The organism is Streptomyces sp. NBC_01232, from assembly GCF_035989885.1.
Taxonomy (GTDB): Bacteria; Actinomycetota; Actinomycetes; order Streptomycetales; family Streptomycetaceae; genus Streptomyces.
In genome coordinates, this window is record NZ_CP108518.1 from 5,318,948 (window position 1) to 5,339,498 (window position 20,551).

Consider the following 20,551-nt stretch of genomic DNA (forward strand, 5'->3'; position numbering starts at 1 on the left):
TGTCCGGATGGCCGAACAGCGGACGGCGGGGTACCGGGCCACCCCCGTTGAGGCCCGGTACCTGCTGTCCACGACGCCGCGACTATGACTTCGGTTGCGGGGCCAGCGGGGCGGGGGTGACCTTGTAGCCGCCCTTGGTGACCTCCGTGAAGGGGGCCGGGGCCATGCAGGTGCCCACGCGGGCCTCGACGGGCGAGCCGTCGGGCTTCGTGTCGAGGTTGGCGATGTCCCACGAGAAGCCGACGCGGTCGGGCTCGCCGCGCACGCCGTCCTGGACGCTGAGGCCGATCCGCCTGCCCTCCCAGCCGGGCACGTTCGAGCTCTTGACCACCGCGGTCACCGTCGCCGTCCGGCCGCCGGTGACCAGGCAGTCCACCTCCGCCTCGGCCACGCCCGTCGAGTTCGCCTCGGGCCGGGCGTGGTAGACCGTCACCCGTCCCCGGGCGTCGGTCGGCAGGCCCCGCTCGGCCCCCGGGAAGGGCCGGCTCCACGGCACCGATTCGGCGTCCACCGTGAAGCGGATGTCGTCCGACGCAGGCACGTACGGGTAGTGCACCGTCCCGCCGCCGTGTACCGAGGCGACCTTCGCCGCGGCCGGCGCGGCCGGGGCCGGAGCCGCAGCGATCAGCGTCGCCACCAGGGCGGCGGCGGTTCCGGCCAGGACAAGGGCGCGCTTGCGGTTCTTCATCGTGAACTCCCGGTGAAAGTGGGCTGCTCGGGTACGGGAACAGCCTCGCCGGGAGCCCGGCGGCCTGCCATCTGCCGATGGGCGGACATGCCTGAGGGCCTCTCCCCCGAACGGGGGAGAGGCCCTCAGGCCATCGCGCTACAGGCCCGAGCCGCGCACCGGGATGTGGGTGAACGTCGGCTCCGGGGCCGGGTTCTGGAAGAAGTCGTTGCCCTTGTCGTCGACCACGATGAAGGCCGGGAAGTCCTCGACCTCGATCTTCCAGACCGCCTCCATGCCGAGCTCCTCGTACTCCAGGACCTCGACCTTCTTGATGCAGTCCTGGGCCAGGCGCGCCGCCGGGCCGCCGATCGAGCCGAGGTAGAAGCCGCCGTGCGCGCCGCACGCGTCCGTCACCTGCTGGGAGCGGTTGCCCTTGGCCAGCATGACCTTGGAGCCGCCCGCCGCCTGGAACTGCTCGACGTAGGAGTCCATCCGGCCCGCCGTGGTCGGACCGAAGGAGCCCGACGCGTAGCCCTCGGGGGTCTTCGCGGGACCGGCGTAGTAGACCGGGTGGTCCTTCAGGTACTGCGGCATCGGCGCACCCGAGTCCAGCAGCTCCTTGATCTTGGCGTGCGCGATGTCGCGCGCCACGACCAGCGGGCCGGTCAGCGACAGGCGGGTCTTGACCGGGTGCTTGGTCAGCGTCGCCAGGATGTCGTCCATCGGCTGGTTCAGGTCGATGGAGACGACGTCCGAGGCCTCGCTCAGGTGCTCGTCCGTGGTGTCCGGCAGGAAGCGCGCCGGGTCCGTCTCCAGCTGCTCCAGGAAGACGCCCTCGGCGGTGATCTTCGCGGTGGCCTGGCGGTCCGCCGAGCAGGACACGGCGATCGCGACCGGCAGGGAGGCACCGTGGCGGGGCAGGCGCACGACGCGGACGTCGTGGCAGAAGTACTTGCCGCCGAACTGCGCGCCGATGCCGATCTTCTGGGTCAGCTCGAAGACCTGCTGCTCCAGGGCCTCGTCGCGGAAGCCGTGGCCCAGCGGGGAGCCTTCGCGGGGCAGCTCGTCCAGGTAGTGCGCCGAGGCGTACTTGGCGGTCTTGAGCGCGTGCTCGGCGGAGGTGCCGCCGACCACGATCGCCAGGTGGTAGGGCGGGCAGGCCGCCGTACCGAGGGAGCGGATCTTCTCCTCCAGGAACTTCATCATGGAGGCCTCGTTGAGGACCGCCTTGGTCTCCTGGTAGAGGAAGGACTTGTTGGCCGAGCCGCCGCCCTTGGCCATGAAGAGGAACTTGTACGCGCCGCCGTCGGTCGCGTACAGCTCGATCTGCGCGGGCAGGTTCGAGCCGGTGTTCTTCTCCTCCCACATGGTGATCGGGGCCATCTGCGAGTAGCGCAGGTTCAGCCGCGTGTAGGCGTCGTAGATGCCGCGCGACAGCGCCGCCTCGTCCCCGCCCTCGGTCAGCACGTTCTGGCCGCGCTTGCCCATGACGATCGCCGTGCCCGTGTCCTGGCACATCGGCAGGACGCCGGCCGCCGCGATGTTCGCGTTCTTCAGCAGGTCCAGGGCCACGAACTTGTCGTTCGAGGAGGCCTCGGGGTCGTCGATGATCCGGCGCAGCTGCGCGAGGTGCGCGGGGCGCAGGAAGTGCTGGATGTCGTGGATGGCCTCTTCGGCGAGCTTGCGCAGCGCCTCCGGCTCCACCTTGAGGAACGTACGGCCGTCCGCCTCGAAGGTGGACACTCCCTCGGCGGTCACCAGCCGGTAGGGGGTGGTGTCCTCGCCCAGGGGCAGCAGGTCGGTGTACGCAAACTCTGGCATGACGGCAGTCATTCCTCACTAGGCGGACGGCGCTGGCGACCAATTGGCAGCGCGGTTAACCAGCGTAGGACCTCCCGCCGGGGACGTGGCTGTGAGGTAAGGCTCACTCAGCAGTATCGCGATCTATCGTGTCTGGCTATGCTGGGCTTCGTGGACCTGGAAAAGCACCCCGCCGCCCCCGCACCCGCCGCCGCACAGCTGCGCGCCTCCGACGCAGACCGGGACCGGATCGCACAGATCCTCGGCGATGCCCTCGCCGAAGGCCGGCTGACGTCCGAGGAGCACTCCGACCGCCTGGACACGCTCTACGCGGTCAAGACCGTCGGCGAGCTGGAAGTGCTCGTACAGGATCTGCCCGCGCCCGGCGGCGTCCATGCCTGGCCGGCGTACGCGGCCCCCGCCGCGGCCCAGGGCGGCCCCGCGGAGACCATAGTGGCCGTCTGCAGCAGCTCCGCCCGCAAGGGCCGCTGGCGGCCGGGAGCGCACACCCGGGCCGTCTCGGTCATGGGCGACATCAGCATCGACCTCACCGAGGCGGTCTTCGAGCAGCAGGTCACGGAGATCAACGTCACCTGCATCCTCGGCAACGTCGAGGTGCTGGTCCCGGAGAACGTCACCCTGCGCGGCTACGGCAGCGGCGTCCTCGGCAACTTCGAGGTGCGCGGCGAGGGACGCGGCCAGAGCGACCCGCAGGCGCCGGTGGTGATCGTCCGGGGCTTCGCCCTGCTCGGCAACATCGAGGCGCGGCCCAGGCTGGGCGCCCGCCTGGTGGATCTGGCCCGCAAGCTGCGCAAGCGCCTGGACGGCTGAAACAGGCCGGGAACCGGCCGGGACACGGCTCGAACCGGCCGGTTCGAGCCCGCGCCCGGAGGGCTCAACACGCCCCCGGCCCAACGAAATTCGGCCGACCGGCCGCTCGGTGTTGTCTAGGGTCCGCACCATGACGACATCCAAGTGGGAATTGCTCGACCAGGCGCACGCGACGCTGCGCGAGGCCGTCGCGGGGGTGCCCGCCGACGGCTGGGACCGCCCGACCCCGTGCGCGCAGTGGAACGTCACCCAGGTCCTCCGGCACGCCGCCGGCGACCAGCTCGCCTACGCCGCCCGCCTGACCGGCGGGCCCGGGCCCGCCGAGGACCCCTTCGCCCCCTCCGGCGCCCTGGCCGACGCCCCCGGAGACCTGCTGGACCCGGCGCTCGCGGCGGCGGCCGAGGCCTTCTCCGCGGTCGCCCCGGGGGACCTCGACGTGGCCGTGCCGTTGCCGCCCTTCGCCGTACCGGCCGTGACGGCCGTCGGCGCCGCCGCCCTCGACGCCGCCGTGCACGCCTGGGACATCGCCGTCGCCACGGGGCGGCAGCCCGCCCTGACCGACGAACTGGCCGCCGCCCTGCGCCCGGCCGCCGACGCCCTGGCCGAGCCCCTGCGCGGCTTCGCCTACGGCCCCGTGTTCCCCCTCGCGCCCGGCGCGGACCACGGCGCCGCGGCGGACCTCCTGGCCTTCCTCGGGCGGGATCCCGCATGGGCCGCGCCCGCGGTGTGAGGCCCGCCCGGCCGGGGGTCTCGTTTCGGACGAACCCCCGGCGCCCCGTGGCACGCGGTGCATAGGGGGGCGTACAGCGGGTAGGGACAGGTGCGTCGTCTCTCGCTCACGTATACGTCGTCAGGAGTAGACCGTGCCGCATCCGCCGCATCAGTCCTTGCAGGTAGCCGCCGTCCAGAGTTTTCCGGGGCGGGCGGCGGCCGTGCCGAAGCCGCGGGTGCCGGTGAGGGCGGACGACGGCCCATGGCACGCGGAGGCGGTGTGCCGCCGCGACGAGGCGGGGCTCTTCTTCGCGCCGTCCAAGGAGCCGACCGCGGCCCGGCTCTCCCGCGAGGAGGCCGCCAAGCGCGTCTGTGCCCGCTGCCCGGTGATGGTCGCCTGCCGGGAGCACGCGCTGCTCCAGCCGGAGCCGTACGGGGTGTGGGGCGGGCTCACCGCGGCCGAGCGCCGGGTGGTGCTGGCGCGGATGCGGCGCAGGGCCGCCGAGCTGCGCCAGGCCCCGGGGGCCGGGCCGATCGCCGCGGCCGGCTGAGCCTGTCGCCGGGGCGCCGGACGGCGAACGCGGACGCACGAGAGGGGCGGTCCCGCCGCACGCGGTGACCGCCCCCCTCGTTTCCCGACGGCCTAGTGGGCGCGGTCGAAGTCGATCGCGCTGTACGCGCGCAGCTTCGACAGGCGGTGCGTCGAGTCGATCTGCCGGATCGTGCCCGACTTCGAGCGCATGACCAGCGAGGACGTCGTCGCGGTCTCCGAGCGGTAGTGGACGCCGCGCAGCAGCTCGCCGTCGGTGATGCCGGTCGCGACGAAGAAGACGTTCTCGCCGGACACCAGGTCGTTCGTGGTCAGGACGCGGTCCAGGTCGTGGCCGGCGTCGAGCGCGCGCTGGCGCTCGGCCTCGTCCTTCGGCCACAGCTTGCCCTGGATGGTGCCGCCGAGGCACTTTATGGCGCACGCCGAGATGATGCCCTCGGGGGTGCCGCCGATGCCGAGGAGCAGGTCGACGCCGGTGCCCTCGCGCACGGCCATGACCGAGCCCGCGACGTCGCCGTCGGAGATGAACTTGATCCGGGCGCCGGTCTCGCGGATCTCCTTGACGATGCCCTCGTGGCGGGGGCGGTCGAGGATGACCACGGTGACGTCCTCGACGGCCATGTTCTTGGCCTTGGCGACCCGGCGGATGTTCACCGAGACGGGCGCGTTGATGTCGACGAAGTCGGCGGCCTCGGGGCCGGTGACCAGCTTCTCCATGTAGAACACCGCGGACGGGTCGAACATGGTGCCGCGATCGGCGGCGGCCAGGACCGCGATGGCGTTCGGCATGCCCTTGGCGTTCAGGGTGGTGCCGTCGATCGGGTCGACGGCGATGTCGACCTCGGCGCCCGTGCCGTCGCCGACCCGCTCGCCGTTGAAGAGCATGGGGGCCTCGTCCTTCTCCCCCTCGCCGATGACGACGACGCCGTTCATCGAAACGGTGGAGATCAGGGTGCGCATCGCGTTGACCGCGGCACCGTCCGCGCCGATCTTGTCTCCGCGTCCGACCCACCGGCCCGCGGCCATGGCGGCGGCCTCGGTGACCCGTACGAGTTCGAGTGCGAGGTTGCGGTCGGGGGCCTCCGGAGAGACTTCGAGCTGGGGCGGCAGGTTGTGCTCGGTCATCGGAGCGCACCTTTCTGTACGGCGACGGCCGGGAAGTGAGGGTGCTGGAACTCTATCGGTACGTCGACATATTGAGCAGGGCGGGTCACGTATGAGCGGCATATCGGTCAGCCGATTGTCCTGAGCGGACGTCTTGCGGGCGTTTTGCGGACCTTGTGCGCACCTCCCGATGGCTCCGGTGAACCCCCGGGACTCTCCAGGGTCCGCCGACACGCGCCGCACCGCGACCCCGGCGGTGATCGCGGTCCCGCGATGCGGGACGATGGGTCGCGTGGCAGGTATGAAAGGCAAGCAGACAATCTGGGACATGGTCCGGTCGCTGGGGGTGATCGGCATCGTGGTCGCCGGGATCTACCTCTTCGTCCCGCATGACGACAAGGCCGATCCGACGCGCACGGTCGACTACCGGGTGGAAACCCTGACGGCCCGGCGCGCGGCCCCGTACCCGGTGGCGGCCCCCGTGGGCCTCCAGGAGCAGTGGCGGGCGACCTCGGTGACGTACGAGCGCAAGAACGCCAACGCCTGGCACCTGGGCTTCCTCGACCCGGAGCAGCAGTACGTGGCGGTGGAGCAGTCCACGGACACCTCGGCCAAGTACCTCGCCAAGGTCACCCAGCACGCGACGGCCACCGGGCAGACGCAGCAGGTGGGCGACCTGACCTGGGAGCGCTGGGACGGCGAGAAGTACGACGCCCTCGTGCGGCAGGAGCAGGGCTACGTCACGGTGGTGACCGGCACGGCCTCCTACGAGCAGCTCGGCGCACTGGCGGCGGCGCTGGAGTTCAAGCAGGGCAAGTAGCGCCGCCTCCGGCCCGCGGCGGCCCGGCCTCGCAGGCCGAGAAGCGCCGATGCGGGCCGGAAGGTACGGAAGAGGGCCGGGGCCCCCGGTGATCCGGGGGCCACGGCCCTCTTCGCGTGCCTGCGGCGGCGATCAGACGGTCGTGATGACCTCGTCGAAGGCCAGGCGCGGCGAGCGGTCGAACCAGGCGCCCTCGGCGGCCGGCTTGCCGATGTTGATGACCATGATCGGGGTGTGGTCGGCGTCCAGGAACTCCTTCTGGATGCCGGCGAAGTCGGCGCCGGTCATCGGGCCCGCGGCCAGGCCGGCGGCGCGGACGCCGATGATGAAGTACGCGGCCTGCAGCGCGGAGTTGAGCAGCGCGGACTGCTCGCGGACCGGGCGCTCGGAGAAGAACGCGTCCTTGGCCTGCGGGAAGTGCGGCAGCAGCTGCGGGAGCTCCTCGTGGAACTCGTTGTCCGCGGACAGGATCGCGACCAGCGGCGCGGTGGCGGTCTTGGCGTCGTTGCCCTTGGCCATGTGCTGCACGAGGCGCTCGCGGGCCTCGGGGGAGCGGACCAGGGTGATGCGCAGCGGGGTCTGGTTGAAGGCGGTGGGACCGAACTTCACCAGGTCGTAAATCGCCTGGACCTGCTCCTCGGTGACCGGCTCGTCGGTGAACGAGTTGGCCGTGCGGGCCTCGCGGAACAGCAGGTCCTGCGCGGCGGAGTCAAGAACGAGAGACATCGGAAAGCCTTCTTCCATACGGAGGTGAAGCGATGTCCCAGACTCTACGGCGGAGTTAGATGAATTTTCAACTAAATCCGCCTCCTGGTGACCGGGATCACCCCGGGGTCACCCCCGGTCGCTCCTCCCGGGTCACATCCCCCGGTCACTCCTCCTCGGCCGGCTCGCGAGCCGCCAGCGCCGAGTCCAGCCGCGCCCGGGCTCCCTCCAGCCAGTGCCGGCAGACCTTCGCCAGCTCCTCGCCGCGCTCCCAGAGCGCGAGGGAGTCCTCCAGCGAGGTCCCGCCGGCCTCCAGCTTGCGGACGACCTCGATGAGCTCGTCGCGGGCCTGCTCGTACCCCAGCGCCGTGGTGGCCTCTGTCATTCCCGTATCCATCCTCTGTGTGTCGTGCGACCAGGTCATTGCGGCCGTGTGTCGCTACTCCGAAGCGACTGTTGCGGCGGGGGACTCGGGAGACTCAGGGGATTCCGGGGACTCCGGAGGCTCCGCGGACTCCACCGGGGCGACCTCCACGGAGAACGACCCCTGCGCCACCCGTGCGCGCAGCACCTCGCCCGCCGAGACCTCCTGCGGCGAGCGCACCGCATGGCCGTCGGCCCGCTGCAGTACGGCGTACCCGCGCTCCAGGGTCGCCGCCGGGGACAGCGCCACCACCCGGGCGAGGGTGTGCGCCAGTTCCGAGTCGGCCCGGTCCAGCAGGTGCCCGAGCGTGCGCCGGGAGCGGGCCAGCAGCGCGTCCAGCTCGTCCTCGCGCATCTCCACCATCCGCTGGGGGTGCACGAAGACCGGCCGGGCCAGGGCGTGCGCGAGGCCCCGTTCCTCCCGGTCGAGCAGCCCCGTGACCGCGCGCAGCCCGCGGGCCTGCAGCTGCCGCACGCGCTCCAGCTCCTCGCCGACGTCCGGGACCACCTTCTTCGCCGCGTCCGTGGGCGTGGAGGCCCGTACGTCCGCGACCAGGTCCAGCAGCGGGGAGTCCGGCTCGTGGCCGATCGCCGAGACCACCGGGGTCCGGGCCGCGGCGACCGTCCGGACGACCTCCTCGTCGGAGAAGGGCAGCAGGTCCTCCACGCTGCCGCCGCCGCGCGCCACGATGATCACGTCGACCTCGTCCATCGCGTCGAGCTCCTGGACGGCCCGGACCACCTGGGGCACCGCGTGCACCCCCTGGACGGCGACGTTGCGCACCTCGAAGCGGACCGCCGGCCAGCGGCGCCGGGCGTTCTCCAGGACATCGCGCTCGGCCGCCGAGGCCCGGCCCACCACCAGCCCGATCAGCTGCGGCAGGAAGGGCAGCGGCTTCTTGCGGTCCAGCGCGAAGAGCCCCTCGGAGGCCAGGGACCGCTTGAGGCGCTCCAGCCGGGCGAGGAGCTCCCCGATGCCCACAGGCCGTAGCTCGGTGGCCCGCAGGGACAGCTGGCCGCGCGGGGCGTACCACTCGGGCTTGGCCAGCAGGACGACCCGGGCGCCCTCCGAGACCACGTCCGCGACCTCGTCGTAGACCTGGCGGAAGCAGGTCACGCTGACCGAGATGTCGTGCGAGGGGTCGCGCAGCGTCAGGAAGACCACCCCCGCTCCCGGCCGCCGCGAGAGCTGCGTGATCTGCCCCTCCACCCACACCTGGCCGAGCCGCTCGATCCAGCCCCCGATGAGCCGGGACACCTGGCCTACCGGCAGCGGCGCCTCGGCCGACGTATTCAGACCCATGCACGCAGGCTATCCGGCGCCGCCGACAGTGCGTCAGGCCCCGGCGCCGGTGTCGCCGGGCAGGTCGCGGCGGCCGCGCTGGACGAACAGCACCGCCAGACCCACCGCCAGCCACACCGCCCCCACCAGTTGCGCGGTCCAGGAGGCCTCGACGATCACCGCGACGGTCACCACGGCGCCCAGCACCGGGATCACCAGGTGCTTCCACCAGTTCGGCGGGCCCTCCCGCCGCTTGACCACGAACCAGCCCACCACCGAGGCGTGCAGCAGGGTGAAGGCCACCAGCGCCCCGACGTCCACGACCGACACCAGCTGGTCGAGCCCGTCGTCGCGCCGGGCCGCCCACACCGCCGCGACCAGCGTGATCGTGGCCGCCAGCAGCAGGGCCGGCCGCGGGGTGCCGTCCGAGGTCCGGGCGAGCGCCCGGGGCAGCCGCCGCTCCCGGGCCATCGCGAAGACCAGCCGCCCGGCCGCGGCCTGCCCCGCCAGCGCCGCGAAGGCCGCCCCGATCGCCTTGCTGACCGCCACCAGGTCGTGCAGCCAGGAGCCGGCCGAGGACTCCACCGCGTCGTAGAAGGCCGGGCCCTGCAGCGCCGGCTCGGCCGCCAGCTCCGCCGCGGACACGGGCATGAGCAGGGCCACCAGATAGCTCTGGGCGATGAACAGCACCCCGGCCAGCGCCAGGCAGAACAGCACCGCCCGCGCCACCCGCTCCGATCCCCCCGTCACCTCCTCGGCGAAGGAGACGATGGCGTCGAAGCCGAGGTAGGACAGGACCGCGACCGACACCGCCCCCAGCACCGCGGCCGTACTGAAGCCGAGCGAGCCGTCACCGGTCAGCGGGGACAGCCAGCCGCGCCGCGCCCCGCCCTGGACCAGTACGGTCACCGCGGCGACCAGGAAGACGAGCAGGACCAGGATCTCCATGGCCAGCACGGCGAAACCCACGCGCGCGGCCGTCCGTACGCCCCACAGGTTGAGCGCGGTGGTGATCACGACGGCCAAGGCCGTCCACACCCACCGGGACACCTCCGGCACCAGGGCGTTCATCGCGATCCCCGAGAAGAGGTACGCCACCGCCGGGATCAGCAGGTAGTCGAGCATCGCCATCCACCCGGCGATCAGCCCGGGGCCCTCGCCCAGGCCCTTGCGGGCGTAGGTGAAGACCGAGCCGGCCTGCGGGGCGACCCGCACCATCTGCGCGTACGAGAAGGCCGTGAAGGCCATCGCGACGGTCGCGAAGAGGTACACGAGGGCGACGGCGCCGTGCGACCTGGCGTCGAGCGTGCCGAAGACCCCCACCGGCGCCATGGGGGCGATGAACAGCAGCCCGTAGACGACCAGGTCCCTGAAGCCGAGGCTCCGCCGCAGCGCCGTGGGCGCCGCAGCGCTGGAATCCGTAACGGAAGCCATCCGTCCTCCGGGACATAGGGGCGGGCTTTCGGGCAAGTGTGTGCCGTACGGCCGACGCCCGGCCTGCTGGAGACCCCCGTACGATGGAGCACATGACTGCTCCCGCCCCCGCTCCCGCTTCCCGCCGTGTCCTGCTCGCCGCGCCCCGCGGCTACTGCGCGGGCGTGGACCGAGCCGTGATCGCCGTCGAGAAAGCCCTTGAGCAGTACGGTGCGCCGGTCTACGTCCGCCACGAGATCGTGCACAACAAGTACGTGGTGCAGACCCTGGAGAAGAAGGGCGCCATCTTCGTCGAGCGGACGGAGGAGGTGCCCGAGGGCTCCATCGTGATGTTCTCCGCGCACGGTGTGGCGCCGGTGGTGCACGAGGAGGCGGCGCGCGGCAAGCTCGCGACGATCGACGCGACCTGCCCCCTGGTCACCAAGGTGCACAAGGAAGCCATCCGGTACGCGAACGAGGACTTCGACATCCTCCTCATCGGCCACGAGGGCCACGAGGAGGTCATCGGCACCTCCGGCGAGGCCCCGGACCACATCACGATCGTCGACGGCCCGCACGACGTGGAGAAGGTCACCGTCCGCGACGAGTCCAAGGTCGTCTGGCTCTCCCAGACCACCCTCTCGGTCGACGAGACGATGGAGACGGTGGACGCGCTGAAGACGAAGTTCCCGCTGCTCGTCTCGCCGCCGAGCGACGACATCTGCTACGCCACCTCGAACCGGCAGGCGGCCGTCAAGGTGATGGGCGCCGACTCCGACCTGGTCATCGTGGTCGGCTCGAAGAACTCCTCGAACTCCATCCGGCTCGTCGAGGTCGCCAAGGACGCCGGCGCCAAGGCCGCGTACCTGGTCGACTTCGCGAGCGAGATCGACGAGGCCTGGCTGGAGGGCGTCACCACCGTCGGCCTCACCTCGGGCGCCTCGGTGCCGGAGGTCCTGGTCGAGGAGGTCCTGGAGTGGCTGACGGTCCGCGGCTACGCGGACGTGGAGATCGTCAAGACGGCCGAGGAGTCGATCGTCTTCTCGCTGCCGAAGGAACTCCGTCGCGACCTGCGCGCCGAGGCTGCCGAACTGGTCGCCGACAAGTAACTCGTTTCGTACGGTATGTCCATGCAGATCTTCGGCGTGGACATCGGCGGGTCCGGGATCAAGGGCGCTCCCGTGGACCTGGAACGTGGCGACCTGGCGCAGGAGCGCCACAAAGTACTGACACCGCAGCCGGCCACCCCCGAGGGGGTGGCCGGCTGCGTCGTGGAGGTGGTGCGCACCTTCGAGTGGGACGGCCCGGTCGGGGTCACCTTCCCGGGCGTGGTCACCGGCGGCGTCACCCGTACGGCCGCCAACATGGACAAGTCGTGGATCGGCGTCGACTCGGCGGCGCTGCTCTCGCGCGAACTGGGCGGCCAGCCGGTGACGGTCCTGAACGACGCGGACGCGGCGGGCGTCGCGGAGATGACGTACGGGGCCGGGCGCGGGCGGGGCGGCACCGTCCTGCTGCTCACGCTGGGGACGGGCATCGGCAGCGCCCTGTTCACGGACGGGCGGCTGGTCCCGAACTCGGAGCTCGGGCACCTGGAGCTGAAGGGCCATGACGCGGAGACGCGGGCGTCGGTGAAGGCCAAGGAGGACCACGACCTCACGTGGGAGCGCTGGGCGCACCGCGTGCAGAGGTACCTCCAGCACGTGGAGATGCTGTTCTCCCCGGACCTCTTCATCATCGGCGGCGGGGTCAGCCGCAAGCCGGAGAAGTTCCTGCCGCTGATCGAGGGCGTGCGGGCGGAGATCGTGCCGGCGAAGCTCCAGAACAACGCGGGCATCGTGGGGGCCGCGATGGCGGCGAAGGCGGCGAAGGCGGCGAACGTGGCGAAGGTGGCGAAGAAGTAGCGGCGCGGGCAGCGCTCAGTGGGTGAGGCGGCGGGGCATCCGCCGCCTGCCGATGAGCACGGCCTTGCGCACGACGGCGATCAGCCCGGCGACCAGGGTCCCGGCGTACAGCCAGCCCGCGTGCAGGGACAGCGCGGACACCAGCCCCATCAGCTGCCCGCCGAAGCCGCCGGAGCCGCCGGAGATCGGCCACACTCCGGCGGCGAAGGCGATGGGCACGCCGATGGGAGCGGTGATCAGGTCGGCGGGCCGTACCCAGAGGGCGGTGGCTGCCGCCACGGGCAGGAAGAGCAGCCCGTAGACGAAGAGCGAGGAGCCGAACAGCAGCCAGCAGATCCCTCCCACCAGCACCATGGCGGCGCACGCGAACAGCCCGCCGCCGAGCCCGGTCAGCCGGGGCCGGGGCATCCGCCGCGCGAGCGCGGAACGGCGCGGCCCGCCGCCGCCGGCCTGGGCGGGCACCGCGGTGGTGGTCCGTGTGCCCCCTCGCTGGGCCGGGGGTCGCTGCGGGTGAGGTGCCGAACGCGTCCTGTATTGCTCCACGTGCCCACGCTAGGCGGGCCGGGCCCGGTATCCGTGTGGGGACACGCGTACAACGAGTGCCACTCATCGGAAAGTAAACTGTCCGGTGGCCCACTCCCGGGCCGCCGCCCCCTCCAGCTACGGGAAGTCGCCAACGTGTCGCTCACGATCGGAATCGTCGGCCTGCCGAATGTCGGCAAGTCGACCCTGTTCAACGCCCTGACCAAGAACGACGTGCTGGCGGCCAACTACCCGTTCGCCACCATCGAGCCGAACGTCGGCGTCGTCGGCGTCCCGGACCAGCGCCTGGCCGTCCTCGCGGGCATCTTCGGATCGCAGCGGATCCTCCCGGCCACCGTCGACTTCGTCGACATCGCGGGCATCGTGCGCGGCGCCTCGGAGGGCGAGGGCCTCGGCAACAAGTTCCTCGCGAACATCCGCGAGTCGGACGCGATCTGCCAGGTCATCCGCGCCTTCAAGGACGAGAACGTCGTCCACGTCGACGGCAAGGTTTCGCCGAAGGACGACATCGAGACGATCAACACCGAGCTGATCCTCGCCGACCTCCAGTCCATCGAGAAGGCCGAACCGCGCCTGACGAAGGAGTCCCGCCTCCAGAAGGAGAAGGTCGCGGTCCTCGCGGCCGTCGTCGAGGCCAAGAAGATCCTCGAAGCCGGCGACACCCTCTTCTCCAAGGGCATCACCAAGGGCACGGAGCAGGGCGACCTCCTCCACGAGCTCCACCTGCTCACCACTAAGCCCTTCCTCTACGTCTTCAACGTGGATGAGGACGAGCTGACGGACGACGCCTTCAAGGCCGAGCAGAGCGCGCTCGTCGCCCCGGCCGAGGCGATCTTCCTCAACGCCAAGCTGGAGGCGGAGCTCATCGAGCTCGACGACGAGGAGTCGCTCGAACTCCTCCAGTCGGTCGGCCAGGAAGAGCCCGGCATGGCCACTCTCGGCCGCGTCGGCTTCGCCACCCTGGGCCTGCAGACCTACCTGACGGCCGGCCCGAAGGAAACCCGCGCCTGGACCATCAAGCAGGGCGCCACGGCCCCCGAGGCGGCCGGCGTGATCCACACCGACTTCCAGCGCGGCTTCATCAAGGCCGAGGTCATCTCCTTCGCGGACCTGGTCGCCTGCGGCTCGGTCGCGGAGGCCCGCGCCAAGGGCAAGGCCCGCATGGAGGGCAAGGACTACGTCATGCAGGACGGCGACGTGGTGGAGTTCCGCTTCAACGTCTGATCGCGTATCCAGAGGCGGCCTGACCTGCGAGGATGCAGGTCAGGCCCTTCTGCTGTCCGCAACAGTCCGCAGAACCGGGAGAGCAGCTACGCGTCGTGGACCGTGGAACGGTGTCCGACGTGTACGACCCACACCACTAGTTCCCCGTTGTCGATGGTGTAGAGGACGCGATAGTCGCCGCCATGTGTACACAGCGTGGGTTGCGGGCACTCGTTGGGATGAGCTGCCGATTGGGTGGCTGATTCCGGGGGCAGAGGTTCCGCGGCCCTGCGGCGTGCGGGGGCCCCGCGTACGAGCCACGCCCACGGCCGATGGACCAATTTCGTAAGCATGCAGGTCAGAAGGGGCCGGGCTCGTCGAGTTCGACCCGTTCCGCATGCTCATGCCGACTTGGTGCTGACTCGCGATCGCGGAAGCGGACGCAGGGTCAGGCGTGGGGTACCGCCGTGGCGAGGACCACCTCGAATTCCTCGAGGCTGCGGGTGGTTGCGCGAGCCTTCGCCGTGGCCTCTCCGTGGACCGCCGCGACGGCGCCACGGGATGCCACGAGTGCGTCGCGGTCGGCGTAGAGCGCGCCGACAGCGGCTCTGCCCCGGTCGCGATCGATGAGCAGGGAGATGCCGGCCAGTCCGGGGACCTTCTGGACCTTGGGCAGTGAGGTGTCGCGGAACGTGTCCACCAGCAGGTCGATGTCGGCCGGCTCGACGTCCATGTGGACCAGCCGGAACCCCGCGCCCGGCCCGAGTTCCTCTGCGCGCCGGGCGACCGCCGCTTCCCAGTTGTCGACCGTCAGGGTCTGCGCGAAGGGCGCCATCATCTCGGCCCGCCGCTTGCTCAGGTTCTCGTAGCTGGCCTGCCGGGAGGCCTCGTCCTCCCACCACGATCCCACCAGGAGCTTGCCGAGCTCGCGGTCGGCGAACAGCCCCATCCCGCGAAAGCCCGGTTGCGCCGACAGCAGCGCACGCCCGTCGGTCCGTAGCGCCTCGGCGACCCCGTCGAGCTCGGCCGGATCACCCGTTGCATAGATGCTGCGAACGTACATAGCGCCCTTTCCTGCCTTCCGGTGGCCCCGCGCGGGCTCGTTTTCCCACTCCATGCGATGACCGGGGCGGATGGGGGGCAACGCGGCAGGGGCATTCAGGTGAAGAGGTGAGCCGTTGGCCCTGCTGTTTCCCGTGCTGGGACGGCGCTGGGCATCTGATCATCCATCAGCCGTTCGGCTCGCCTGAAGGGCGCCGGTGTGCGGTCCAGCGGGGCGAGGAGACCGCGACGCTTCACGGTGCTGAGCCTGGCGCGCTACGGCCGAGTCCCTGAAGAGGGTTCTGAGGGAGACATTCCCGAGCCCACGGTGCGCGGTGGCTCCGGGACTCCTTCGTGCCCGCACCGCACCTCGTCTGGTTCGCGAGCAGCCTCGAGGTGGCGAACGGCGGGCAGGATCCGTGGCCGCTGCCGGCCGAGGGCGGCGACGAAGACATCGCGGCTGAGCTGCGCAGGCACCTCGATTTCGTCGAGACCCCGTAGGCCAGTCCGCAGACAGTCCGCAGGACACGCGTGAGCGACCGTCGGCACCCAACGCTCGCCAACGGAGAAACGCCTGGTCAGGGCCTGGATCGGGCTCCGCCGCAGGTCAGGGTCAGCCCGCAGGCATTCCGCTTCAACGTGTAGTCGCTCGTTGCCGCACGCTTTCGCCGGGCATGCAGGTCAGGAGGGGTCGGACTCCGTCGAGTCCGACCCCTTCCGCATTCCTGTGCCGACCTGGTGCTGACTTTCAGCCGCTTCGGCGGCGACCCGGCGGGCCGTCGGGTTCAGGGCCCTGGTTGTCGCCTGGGTGACGGGGTGACCGGCGAGGACGTGGCGGACGGCTTCGAGGGGGACGGGGCGCTCGTAGTAGTCCTCGAAGTGGGCCCGGACGGCCTCGGGGGAGCGGTCCGTGAGGAGATGGAACAGGAAGCCGGAGCCGTCGGGGTCCTCGCTCCCGGCGGGGTAGGCGATGGCCGAGCCGGTACGCCAGGCGGTGTCGCCGGGCTCCCACCACAGGCAGACGGTGACCCGAGGGACGTCGATGCCCTCGTCGAAGAAGGCGGGCTCGTCCAGGAGCGGGCGCAGGGCCGCAGGCACCTCGTCGATGACACCGGGCCAGACCTCTTCGTCGTCCGTCCCGTACGGACTCATCTCCGATTCGTGGTCGAAGCCGCGTATGAGCACGCCCGCCGGCGTGAAGAGGACAGAGAAGTCGTCCCCCGAGCCGTTGTCCATCAAAGCCGCCTCTTCGCCGGGGCCCCAGGCGGTGGCGAAGGTGTAGTGGCAGAACCGCGGATCGTGGCCGATCGTCGCGTCCAGGACGGCCAGCGCCCGCAGGTGGCTGCGGAGCCGGGCCGGGTCGGGGAGCAGGGCGGCGGCCTCGTGTGCAGTGCTCATGGTTCCCATGGAAGCAGCCGCCACCGACAGTCCGGCGCGGCTGCGGTTGATTGTCTTGTGGTGCAAGGGAGTTGATGACTATCTTGTACCGCATGACAAAGGAGCCGACCGCGACCGGTGACCAACGGCGCAGCCAGCTCCTGCGCGGAGTGCTCGACCTCTGCCTGCTGTCGCTCATCGGCGAACGGCCCCGGTACGGCTTCGAGTTCGCGCAAGCGCTCGCCGACGCCGGGCTCGACCTCGTCAGCGACGGCAGCATCTATCCGCTGCTCGCGCGGATGGAGCGGGCGGGGCTCATCTCCTCGTACCGTGCTCCGTCCCCCAGCGGCGGCGCCCCGCGCAAGTACTACCGGCTGACCGAGGCGGGGCGCGCCGAGCTGGGTGCGGGGCGGGGCGACTGGCGGGCCTTCTCCGGGCAGGTGGGTCGGATCCTGGACGCCGGTACGCAATCCACGGGGGAAGGCACACCATGACGAACGAGCAGATACTCGCGACCTGCCGCAGCAACTGGGAGTACCGCGGGGTCGAGGACGCCGCCATGCGGGAGATGCTCGACGAGCTCTCCGCGCACCTGGAGGACGCACAGGCCGCCGGGCGCACCGCGCAGGACGTCGTCGGCCCGGACGTACGGGCCTTCGCCGCGGCCTGGGCGCGGGAGCGCACCCCCTTCGCCCACCGGGCGCTGCGCATGCTGGCCATGGCCGCCTACGTGCTCGGCTGGCTGCTTCTCTTCCTGCACCTGACCCGGTGGACCACCCGACTGGATGTGACCGCCGCCCACGGAGCCTTCCTGGTGGCCGTCGGCGCCGGAAGGGTCGCCTGGGAGCTGCGCCGGGGCGTGATGCGCCTGTACCAGCAGTGGGCGCTCTCCCTCGTCGTTGCCCTGCCCGTGGCGATCCTCACCAGGTGGTTGGCCGGTGACGGGGTGCTGTTCACCCTCCCGCTGTGGGTCGCACCGGTCCTGCTGCTGCCGGGGCTGCCGTACGCGGTCTGCGACGTGCGGGCCCGCCGCGGCGCTAAGGGCGACCCGGCCCGGCGGTGACGCCGCACCGGGCCCGGCCGCCCGGGCCCGGCCGTCCCGGTCAGAGGCCGCGGACCGCCGCGACCGTGAACGTGGTGGGAGTGCCCGAGCCGGGGGTCATGGGACCGCCCTTGTCGAACTGGGAGCGGACCACCAGCGTGCGGCCCGGGGTGTGGGTGAGGGTCGTGGGGATCTGCAGGGACGGGTCCGTGATCGTACGGGTCAGCCGGGCGCGGGATCCGTCCGCGCCGACCTGCCAGCGGGTCAGCGTGTTGGTGGTGTTGTGCGCGACGCGCAGGGTGCCGTCGGGGGAGAGGTGGAGGCCGTCGGCCGCCTTCATGTCGCCGCCGCTGAGGGCGACGCGGCGGACGGCGCCGGTGCGCAGGTCGACGCGGTAGAGGTCGCCCTCCGGCATGTCGACGGTCAGCAGGTAGCGGCCCTTGCGGTCGGAGACGATCCCGTTGAGGCTGAAGCCGCCCGCCGGCCGGGGGCGCAGCGCCGGGGTGAGGTCGTAGGCCTCGGTCAGGACGCCGCTGCCGATGGCCAGCTGCTCCGGGGTCACGCGGTAGATCATGCCGCGGATGCTGTCCGTGAGGTACGCGGTGCCGTCCGGGGTGAGGGTCAGGTCGTTGATGAAGTGGGCGGGGGCTCCCGTTCCTCCGGCCACCTCGAAGTGCGCCAGGCGGGACCCGTCGGCGGTGTCGTAGACCGCCACGCCCGTGGTCGAGTCGGTGACCCACAGGCGGCCGCGGGCATCGACCCGCAGGCCGTTCGCCGTGCGGCGGCCGTCGGTGCCGGAGGGCAGGAACACCTCCGCCTCGGAGCGGCCGGGGCGGGCCCGGTAGACGGTGCCGTCCGCGTACGAGCCGACGTAGACCGTGTGCGTGCGGGGGTCGGTGGCGATGCCCTCCGGGTAGACCTTCGCGCCGGGTATCGCGAAGGCGGTGGATATCCGGGCGTCGCCGGCAGGGTTCCGCAACTCGGCCGGGGCCTGCGCCCGTGCCGGGGCCACACCCAGGGTGAGGGCCACGGCCACGGCGGCGGTCAGTGCGGCGGGCAGCGCAGCCGGCAGGGCGGCGGGCAGGAATGACTTCGTCTTCATCATCGTCCTCTAGTGAGTGCGTGAGGGCGAATGTATGTTAGAGCTCTAATGCTTGCAAGGGGCCGTAGGATGCGGGCATGACCTCCATGGCCCCCGAGGAGCGCATCGGCTCTCATCTCAAGCGTGCCGAGCAGGCGCTCCTCGCGGCGAAGAACGCGGCGTGCAAGCCGGCCGCAGTAACGGTTCCGCAGTACGCCGCGCTGCTCTGGCTCGCCGAGAAGCCCGGCATCTCGGCCGCCGCGCTCGCCCGGCTGTGCGGAGTGACGCCGCCGACCATGAACACCGTGCTGAAGAACCTGCAGGAGCGCGGGTTCATCGAGCGGACCCCGCACGAATGGCACCGCAACGTTCTGGAGACCCGGCTCACGGACGAGGGGCGCGCGGCGTTGGAGCTGGCCGATTCCGGGGCGGTACGGGTGGAGCGCACGCTCGCCGCCGCGTTCACCGGTGAGGAGCGGGAGTTGCTCATCCAGCTGCTGGGGCGATGTGCGCAGGCGCTCGACGCCCAGCGCTGAGACCCGGCGGCCCCCGAGCACTCCGGCATGACTTTGCTCTGATTTGGAACTGTGCGGGGGTTTCGCACATCAGAGGTAGGGGATGCCAGCCGTTCTGCCCTCGGGGGCAGTCATGACCGTTCGGAGCGAAGTCCGTGCACCAGTACCCGCAGCGCCCGCGGCCTGATGAGCAGCAGCCGTACCAGGAGCACCAGGGATACCAGCAGTACCCGGGGTACCAGGACGAGGAGCAGCGGCAGCGGCAACCGCAGCAACAGCGGTACCAGCAGCCGCCGCCCCCGCACCAGCCGCCCCCGCACCAGCAGTCCCCACACCAGCAGTCCCCGTATCCGCAGTACCCGCAGCCGCCGCAGCCGCCCCAGCGCTATGCGTACGCGGAGCAGCCCCCGGCGCCCGAGCCCCCGCGGTCCGGGCGCTCCCGGCGCCGAATATGGATCGGCGCGACGGTCGCCCTCGCGCTCCTGCTCGGCGGCGGCGGTTTCGCCGCCTGGAAGCTCGACTGGTTCTCCGGCAACGGCGAGGCCGTGAGCTTCGGGAAGAACCCCCAGCCCCCGGCTGCCGCCGGCAAGACGGACCCGAGCGCCCCGGCGACGGCCGCCAAGCCCACCGGCGACCCGGACGTGCTCATGCCGACCGGCCCGAAGGCCGCCTTCAAGCAGACCGCCAAGCTCGACGACGGCACGATCGTCGCCAAGACCCGTATCGCGGGCGCGAAGTCCAGCTTCGAGGGTGACGTCTGGGTGTGGGCGCCCAAGGAGTACGACGACCCGAAGTACGCCAAGAGCGGCTTCCCGGTCCTCATCGCGCTCCCCGGCGGCAACGGCTTCCCCGACAACTACTGGGCCGACCGCAGCCTCGGCCTCCAGAAGGCCATCACCGACGGTGCCAAGGCCGGTACCAGCCTGCCGTTCATCGTGATCATGCCGGTGCTCAACCCGGACGCCAAGTACTACTACGACGGCTCCGACATCCCCGGCCAGGCCAAGATGGGCACGTGGATGGCCGAGGACGTCCCGGCCTTCGCCAAGGCCAACTTCCGTACCTACAAGTCCCGCGACGGCTGGGCCTTCATGGGCTCCTCCTCCGGCGCCTTCGTCGGCATGAAAACCGTCCTGCAGCACCCGGACAAGTTCAAGGCCGTGATCGCCAGTGGCGGCGAGATCGTCCCAGACTCGCCGCTGTGGAAGGGCCACCAGGCCGAGATGGACGCGAACAACCCGGAGAAGCTCGCCCAGAAGCTGATCGACTCCAAGGGCCCCGAGGTCTACATCAACTTCCAGATCGGCACCAAGGAGAGCGGGAAGGAGCGGATGACGAAGTTCCAGCAGCAGTACGGCAAGGGACCCGTCAAGATGACCATCCGCGACATCCAGAACGGCGAGCACAACGGCTGGCACTACGTCCGGGGCATGAAGGAAGGCTCCCTGGAATGGGTCAGCAAGGTCCTCAAGGGTCCGAAGCCCGAAGCCGGCTGACCCGCCCCGCCGCATCCGCCGCCGCATCCACCGAGACATC

At 71.2% G+C, this 20,551-nt stretch carries 24 protein-coding genes; 12 read left to right on the forward strand and 12 right to left on the reverse strand.

Annotated elements, in window-relative coordinates; all coding sequences use genetic code 11:
* Positions 1-82: 82 nt before the first annotated feature.
* Both OG444_RS24765 and OG444_RS24770 read right to left on the reverse strand, forming a co-directional pair.
* Positions 83-688 carry a hypothetical protein gene (locus OG444_RS24765; protein ID WP_327264237.1) on the reverse strand — a complete coding sequence of 202 codons (606 nt, stop codon included), beginning with the start codon at positions 686-688 and terminating at the stop codon, positions 83-85.
* Positions 689-826: 138 nt separating this feature from the next.
* Positions 827-2,491, reverse strand: coding sequence for a fumarate hydratase (locus OG444_RS24770; RefSeq protein WP_327264238.1), 1,665 nt, complete (start codon positions 2,489-2,491; stop codon positions 827-829).
* Between the two features lie 150 nt (positions 2,492-2,641).
* On the opposite strand from OG444_RS24770, the gene OG444_RS24775 reads away from it, so the two are divergent.
* The 3 genes from OG444_RS24775 to OG444_RS24785 all read left to right on the forward strand — a co-directional run bounded on the left by OG444_RS24775 (position 2,642) and on the right by OG444_RS24785 (position 4,563).
* On the forward strand, positions 2,642-3,301 hold the full coding sequence (locus OG444_RS24775) for a DUF1707 SHOCT-like domain-containing protein (protein ID WP_327264239.1): 660 nt from the start codon (positions 2,642-2,644) through the stop codon (positions 3,299-3,301).
* A gap of 130 nt (positions 3,302-3,431) precedes the next feature.
* Positions 3,432-4,031, forward strand: coding sequence for a TIGR03086 family metal-binding protein (locus tag OG444_RS24780; RefSeq protein WP_327264240.1), 600 nt, complete (start codon positions 3,432-3,434; stop codon positions 4,029-4,031).
* Between the two features lie 133 nt (positions 4,032-4,164).
* Positions 4,165-4,563, forward strand: a complete 399-nt coding sequence (locus OG444_RS24785; protein ID WP_442810608.1) for a WhiB family transcriptional regulator — start codon at positions 4,165-4,167, stop codon at positions 4,561-4,563.
* Between the two features lie 92 nt (positions 4,564-4,655).
* Here the strand turns inward: OG444_RS24785 and glpX are convergent, their stop codons facing one another.
* Positions 4,656-5,687 (reverse strand): class II fructose-bisphosphatase, encoded by a 1,032-nt coding sequence (gene glpX, locus OG444_RS24790; RefSeq protein ID WP_030712049.1) that lies wholly within the window; start codon positions 5,685-5,687, stop codon positions 4,656-4,658.
* A 280-nt stretch (positions 5,688-5,967) separates the two neighbouring features.
* Between glpX and OG444_RS24795 the strand changes: the two genes are divergently transcribed.
* Positions 5,968-6,486, forward strand: coding sequence for a DUF4245 domain-containing protein (locus OG444_RS24795; protein ID WP_327266917.1), 519 nt, complete (start codon positions 5,968-5,970; stop codon positions 6,484-6,486).
* A gap of 132 nt (positions 6,487-6,618) precedes the next feature.
* On the opposite strand, the gene OG444_RS24800 is transcribed toward OG444_RS24795, so the two are convergent.
* The 4 genes from OG444_RS24800 to OG444_RS24815 form a co-directional block, all read right to left on the reverse strand.
* Entirely contained in the window at positions 6,619-7,212 is a 594-nt protein-coding gene (locus OG444_RS24800; RefSeq protein ID WP_327264241.1) for a malonic semialdehyde reductase, read from the reverse strand.
* 145 nt (positions 7,213-7,357) lie between these two features.
* Positions 7,358-7,588, reverse strand: a complete 231-nt coding sequence (locus tag OG444_RS24805; RefSeq protein WP_383205169.1) for an exodeoxyribonuclease VII small subunit — start codon at positions 7,586-7,588, stop codon at positions 7,358-7,360.
* A 42-nt stretch (positions 7,589-7,630) separates the two neighbouring features.
* On the reverse strand, positions 7,631-8,917 hold the full coding sequence (gene xseA, locus OG444_RS24810) for an exodeoxyribonuclease VII large subunit (protein ID WP_327264243.1): 1,287 nt from the start codon (positions 8,915-8,917) through the stop codon (positions 7,631-7,633).
* A gap of 33 nt (positions 8,918-8,950) precedes the next feature.
* On the reverse strand, positions 8,951-10,330 hold the full coding sequence (locus tag OG444_RS24815) for an APC family permease (RefSeq protein ID WP_327264244.1): 1,380 nt from the start codon (positions 10,328-10,330) through the stop codon (positions 8,951-8,953).
* 83 nt (positions 10,331-10,413) lie between these two features.
* Between OG444_RS24815 and OG444_RS24820 the strand changes: the two genes are divergently transcribed.
* Positions 10,414-11,418, forward strand: a complete 1,005-nt coding sequence (locus tag OG444_RS24820; RefSeq protein ID WP_030012188.1) for a 4-hydroxy-3-methylbut-2-enyl diphosphate reductase — start codon at positions 10,414-10,416, stop codon at positions 11,416-11,418.
* A 21-nt stretch (positions 11,419-11,439) separates the two neighbouring features.
* Positions 11,440-12,213 carry a polyphosphate--glucose phosphotransferase gene (gene ppgK, locus OG444_RS24825; RefSeq protein ID WP_327264245.1) on the forward strand — a complete coding sequence of 258 codons (774 nt, stop codon included), beginning with the start codon at positions 11,440-11,442 and terminating at the stop codon, positions 12,211-12,213.
* A 15-nt stretch (positions 12,214-12,228) separates the two neighbouring features.
* Here ppgK and OG444_RS24830 read toward each other — a convergent pair whose 3' ends face one another.
* Entirely contained in the window at positions 12,229-12,675 is a 447-nt protein-coding gene (locus OG444_RS24830) for a DUF6542 domain-containing protein (RefSeq protein ID WP_401272888.1), read from the reverse strand.
* Positions 12,676-12,891: 216 nt separating this feature from the next.
* Here OG444_RS24830 and ychF point away from each other — a divergent pair, with 216 nt between their 5' ends.
* A complete protein-coding gene (ychF, locus tag OG444_RS24835; protein ID WP_327264246.1) occupies positions 12,892-13,980 on the forward strand; it encodes a redox-regulated ATPase YchF in 1,089 nt (362 codons plus the stop codon).
* A gap of 86 nt (positions 13,981-14,066) precedes the next feature.
* Here ychF and OG444_RS24840 read toward each other — a convergent pair whose 3' ends face one another.
* Both OG444_RS24840 and OG444_RS24845 read right to left on the reverse strand, forming a co-directional pair.
* Complete coding sequence (locus tag OG444_RS24840; RefSeq protein ID WP_327264247.1) at positions 14,067-14,312, reverse strand: type II toxin-antitoxin system RelE family toxin; 246 nt, start codon at positions 14,310-14,312, stop codon at positions 14,067-14,069.
* A gap of 95 nt (positions 14,313-14,407) precedes the next feature.
* A complete protein-coding gene (locus OG444_RS24845; protein WP_327264248.1) occupies positions 14,408-15,022 on the reverse strand; it encodes an antibiotic biosynthesis monooxygenase in 615 nt (204 codons plus the stop codon).
* 332 nt (positions 15,023-15,354) lie between these two features.
* Here OG444_RS24845 and OG444_RS24850 point away from each other — a divergent pair, with 332 nt between their 5' ends.
* Positions 15,355-15,501 carry a hypothetical protein gene (locus OG444_RS24850; RefSeq protein WP_327264249.1) on the forward strand — a complete coding sequence of 49 codons (147 nt, stop codon included), beginning with the start codon at positions 15,355-15,357 and terminating at the stop codon, positions 15,499-15,501.
* Between the two features lie 180 nt (positions 15,502-15,681).
* Here OG444_RS24850 and OG444_RS24855 read toward each other — a convergent pair whose 3' ends face one another.
* A complete protein-coding gene (locus OG444_RS24855) occupies positions 15,682-16,398 on the reverse strand; it encodes a hypothetical protein (protein ID WP_327264250.1) in 717 nt (238 codons plus the stop codon).
* A 92-nt stretch (positions 16,399-16,490) separates the two neighbouring features.
* On the opposite strand from OG444_RS24855, the gene OG444_RS24860 reads away from it, so the two are divergent.
* Positions 16,491-16,871, forward strand: coding sequence for a PadR family transcriptional regulator (locus OG444_RS24860; protein WP_327264251.1), 381 nt, complete (start codon positions 16,491-16,493; stop codon positions 16,869-16,871).
* Positions 16,868-17,440, forward strand: coding sequence for a hypothetical protein (locus OG444_RS24865; protein WP_327264252.1), 573 nt, complete (start codon positions 16,868-16,870; stop codon positions 17,438-17,440). The genes OG444_RS24860 and OG444_RS24865 overlap by 4 nt, the downstream gene beginning before the upstream one ends.
* A gap of 40 nt (positions 17,441-17,480) precedes the next feature.
* On the opposite strand, the gene OG444_RS24870 is transcribed toward OG444_RS24865, so the two are convergent.
* On the reverse strand, positions 17,481-18,521 hold the full coding sequence (locus OG444_RS24870; protein WP_327264253.1) for an SMP-30/gluconolactonase/LRE family protein: 1,041 nt from the start codon (positions 18,519-18,521) through the stop codon (positions 17,481-17,483).
* Between the two features lie 77 nt (positions 18,522-18,598).
* Between OG444_RS24870 and OG444_RS24875 the strand changes: the two genes are divergently transcribed.
* Positions 18,599-19,036: a MarR family winged helix-turn-helix transcriptional regulator gene (locus tag OG444_RS24875; protein WP_327264254.1), complete on the forward strand. Its 438-nt coding sequence runs from the start codon at positions 18,599-18,601 to the stop codon at positions 19,034-19,036.
* A gap of 461 nt (positions 19,037-19,497) precedes the next feature.
* Complete coding sequence (locus OG444_RS24880) at positions 19,498-20,511, forward strand: alpha/beta hydrolase (protein WP_442810778.1); 1,014 nt, start codon at positions 19,498-19,500, stop codon at positions 20,509-20,511.
* The last annotated feature ends 40 nt before the right edge of the window (positions 20,512-20,551 follow it).

What these genes read in the sequence shown, in the direction of transcription:
- OG444_RS24865 (WP_327264252.1), top strand. Translation starts at nt 16,868, where the DNA reads ATGACGAACGAGCAGATACTCGCGACCTGCCGCAGCAACTGGGAGTAC.
- OG444_RS24855 (WP_327264250.1), bottom strand. Translation starts at nt 16,398, where the DNA reads ATGAGCACTGCACACGAGGCCGCCGCCCTGCTCCCCGACCCGGCCCGG.
- OG444_RS24845 (WP_327264248.1), bottom strand. Translation starts at nt 15,022, where the DNA reads ATGTACGTTCGCAGCATCTATGCAACGGGTGATCCGGCCGAGCTCGAC.
- OG444_RS24840 (WP_327264247.1), bottom strand. Translation starts at nt 14,312, where the DNA reads ATGCTTACGAAATTGGTCCATCGGCCGTGGGCGTGGCTCGTACGCGGG.
- OG444_RS24805 (WP_383205169.1), bottom strand. Translation starts at nt 7,588, where the DNA reads ATGGATACGGGAATGACAGAGGCCACCACGGCGCTGGGGTACGAGCAG.
- OG444_RS24800 (WP_327264241.1), bottom strand. Translation starts at nt 7,212, where the DNA reads ATGTCTCTCGTTCTTGACTCCGCCGCGCAGGACCTGCTGTTCCGCGAG.
- OG444_RS24780 (WP_327264240.1), top strand. Translation starts at nt 3,432, where the DNA reads ATGACGACATCCAAGTGGGAATTGCTCGACCAGGCGCACGCGACGCTG.
- OG444_RS24870 (WP_327264253.1), bottom strand. Translation starts at nt 18,521, where the DNA reads ATGAAGACGAAGTCATTCCTGCCCGCCGCCCTGCCGGCTGCGCTGCCC.
- OG444_RS24795 (WP_327266917.1), top strand. Translation starts at nt 5,968, where the DNA reads ATGAAAGGCAAGCAGACAATCTGGGACATGGTCCGGTCGCTGGGGGTG.
- OG444_RS24875 (WP_327264254.1), top strand. Translation starts at nt 18,599, where the DNA reads ATGACCTCCATGGCCCCCGAGGAGCGCATCGGCTCTCATCTCAAGCGT.
- OG444_RS24770 (WP_327264238.1), bottom strand. Translation starts at nt 2,491, where the DNA reads ATGCCAGAGTTTGCGTACACCGACCTGCTGCCCCTGGGCGAGGACACC.
- xseA (WP_327264243.1), bottom strand. Translation starts at nt 8,917, where the DNA reads ATGGGTCTGAATACGTCGGCCGAGGCGCCGCTGCCGGTAGGCCAGGTG.
- OG444_RS24820 (WP_030012188.1), top strand. Translation starts at nt 10,414, where the DNA reads ATGGAGCACATGACTGCTCCCGCCCCCGCTCCCGCTTCCCGCCGTGTC.
- ppgK (WP_327264245.1), top strand. Translation starts at nt 11,440, where the DNA reads ATGCAGATCTTCGGCGTGGACATCGGCGGGTCCGGGATCAAGGGCGCT.
- OG444_RS24765 (WP_327264237.1), bottom strand. Translation starts at nt 688, where the DNA reads ATGAAGAACCGCAAGCGCGCCCTTGTCCTGGCCGGAACCGCCGCCGCC.
- OG444_RS24860 (WP_327264251.1), top strand. Translation starts at nt 16,491, where the DNA reads ATGACAAAGGAGCCGACCGCGACCGGTGACCAACGGCGCAGCCAGCTC.
- OG444_RS24815 (WP_327264244.1), bottom strand. Translation starts at nt 10,330, where the DNA reads ATGGCTTCCGTTACGGATTCCAGCGCTGCGGCGCCCACGGCGCTGCGG.
- glpX (WP_030712049.1), bottom strand. Translation starts at nt 5,687, where the DNA reads ATGACCGAGCACAACCTGCCGCCCCAGCTCGAAGTCTCTCCGGAGGCC.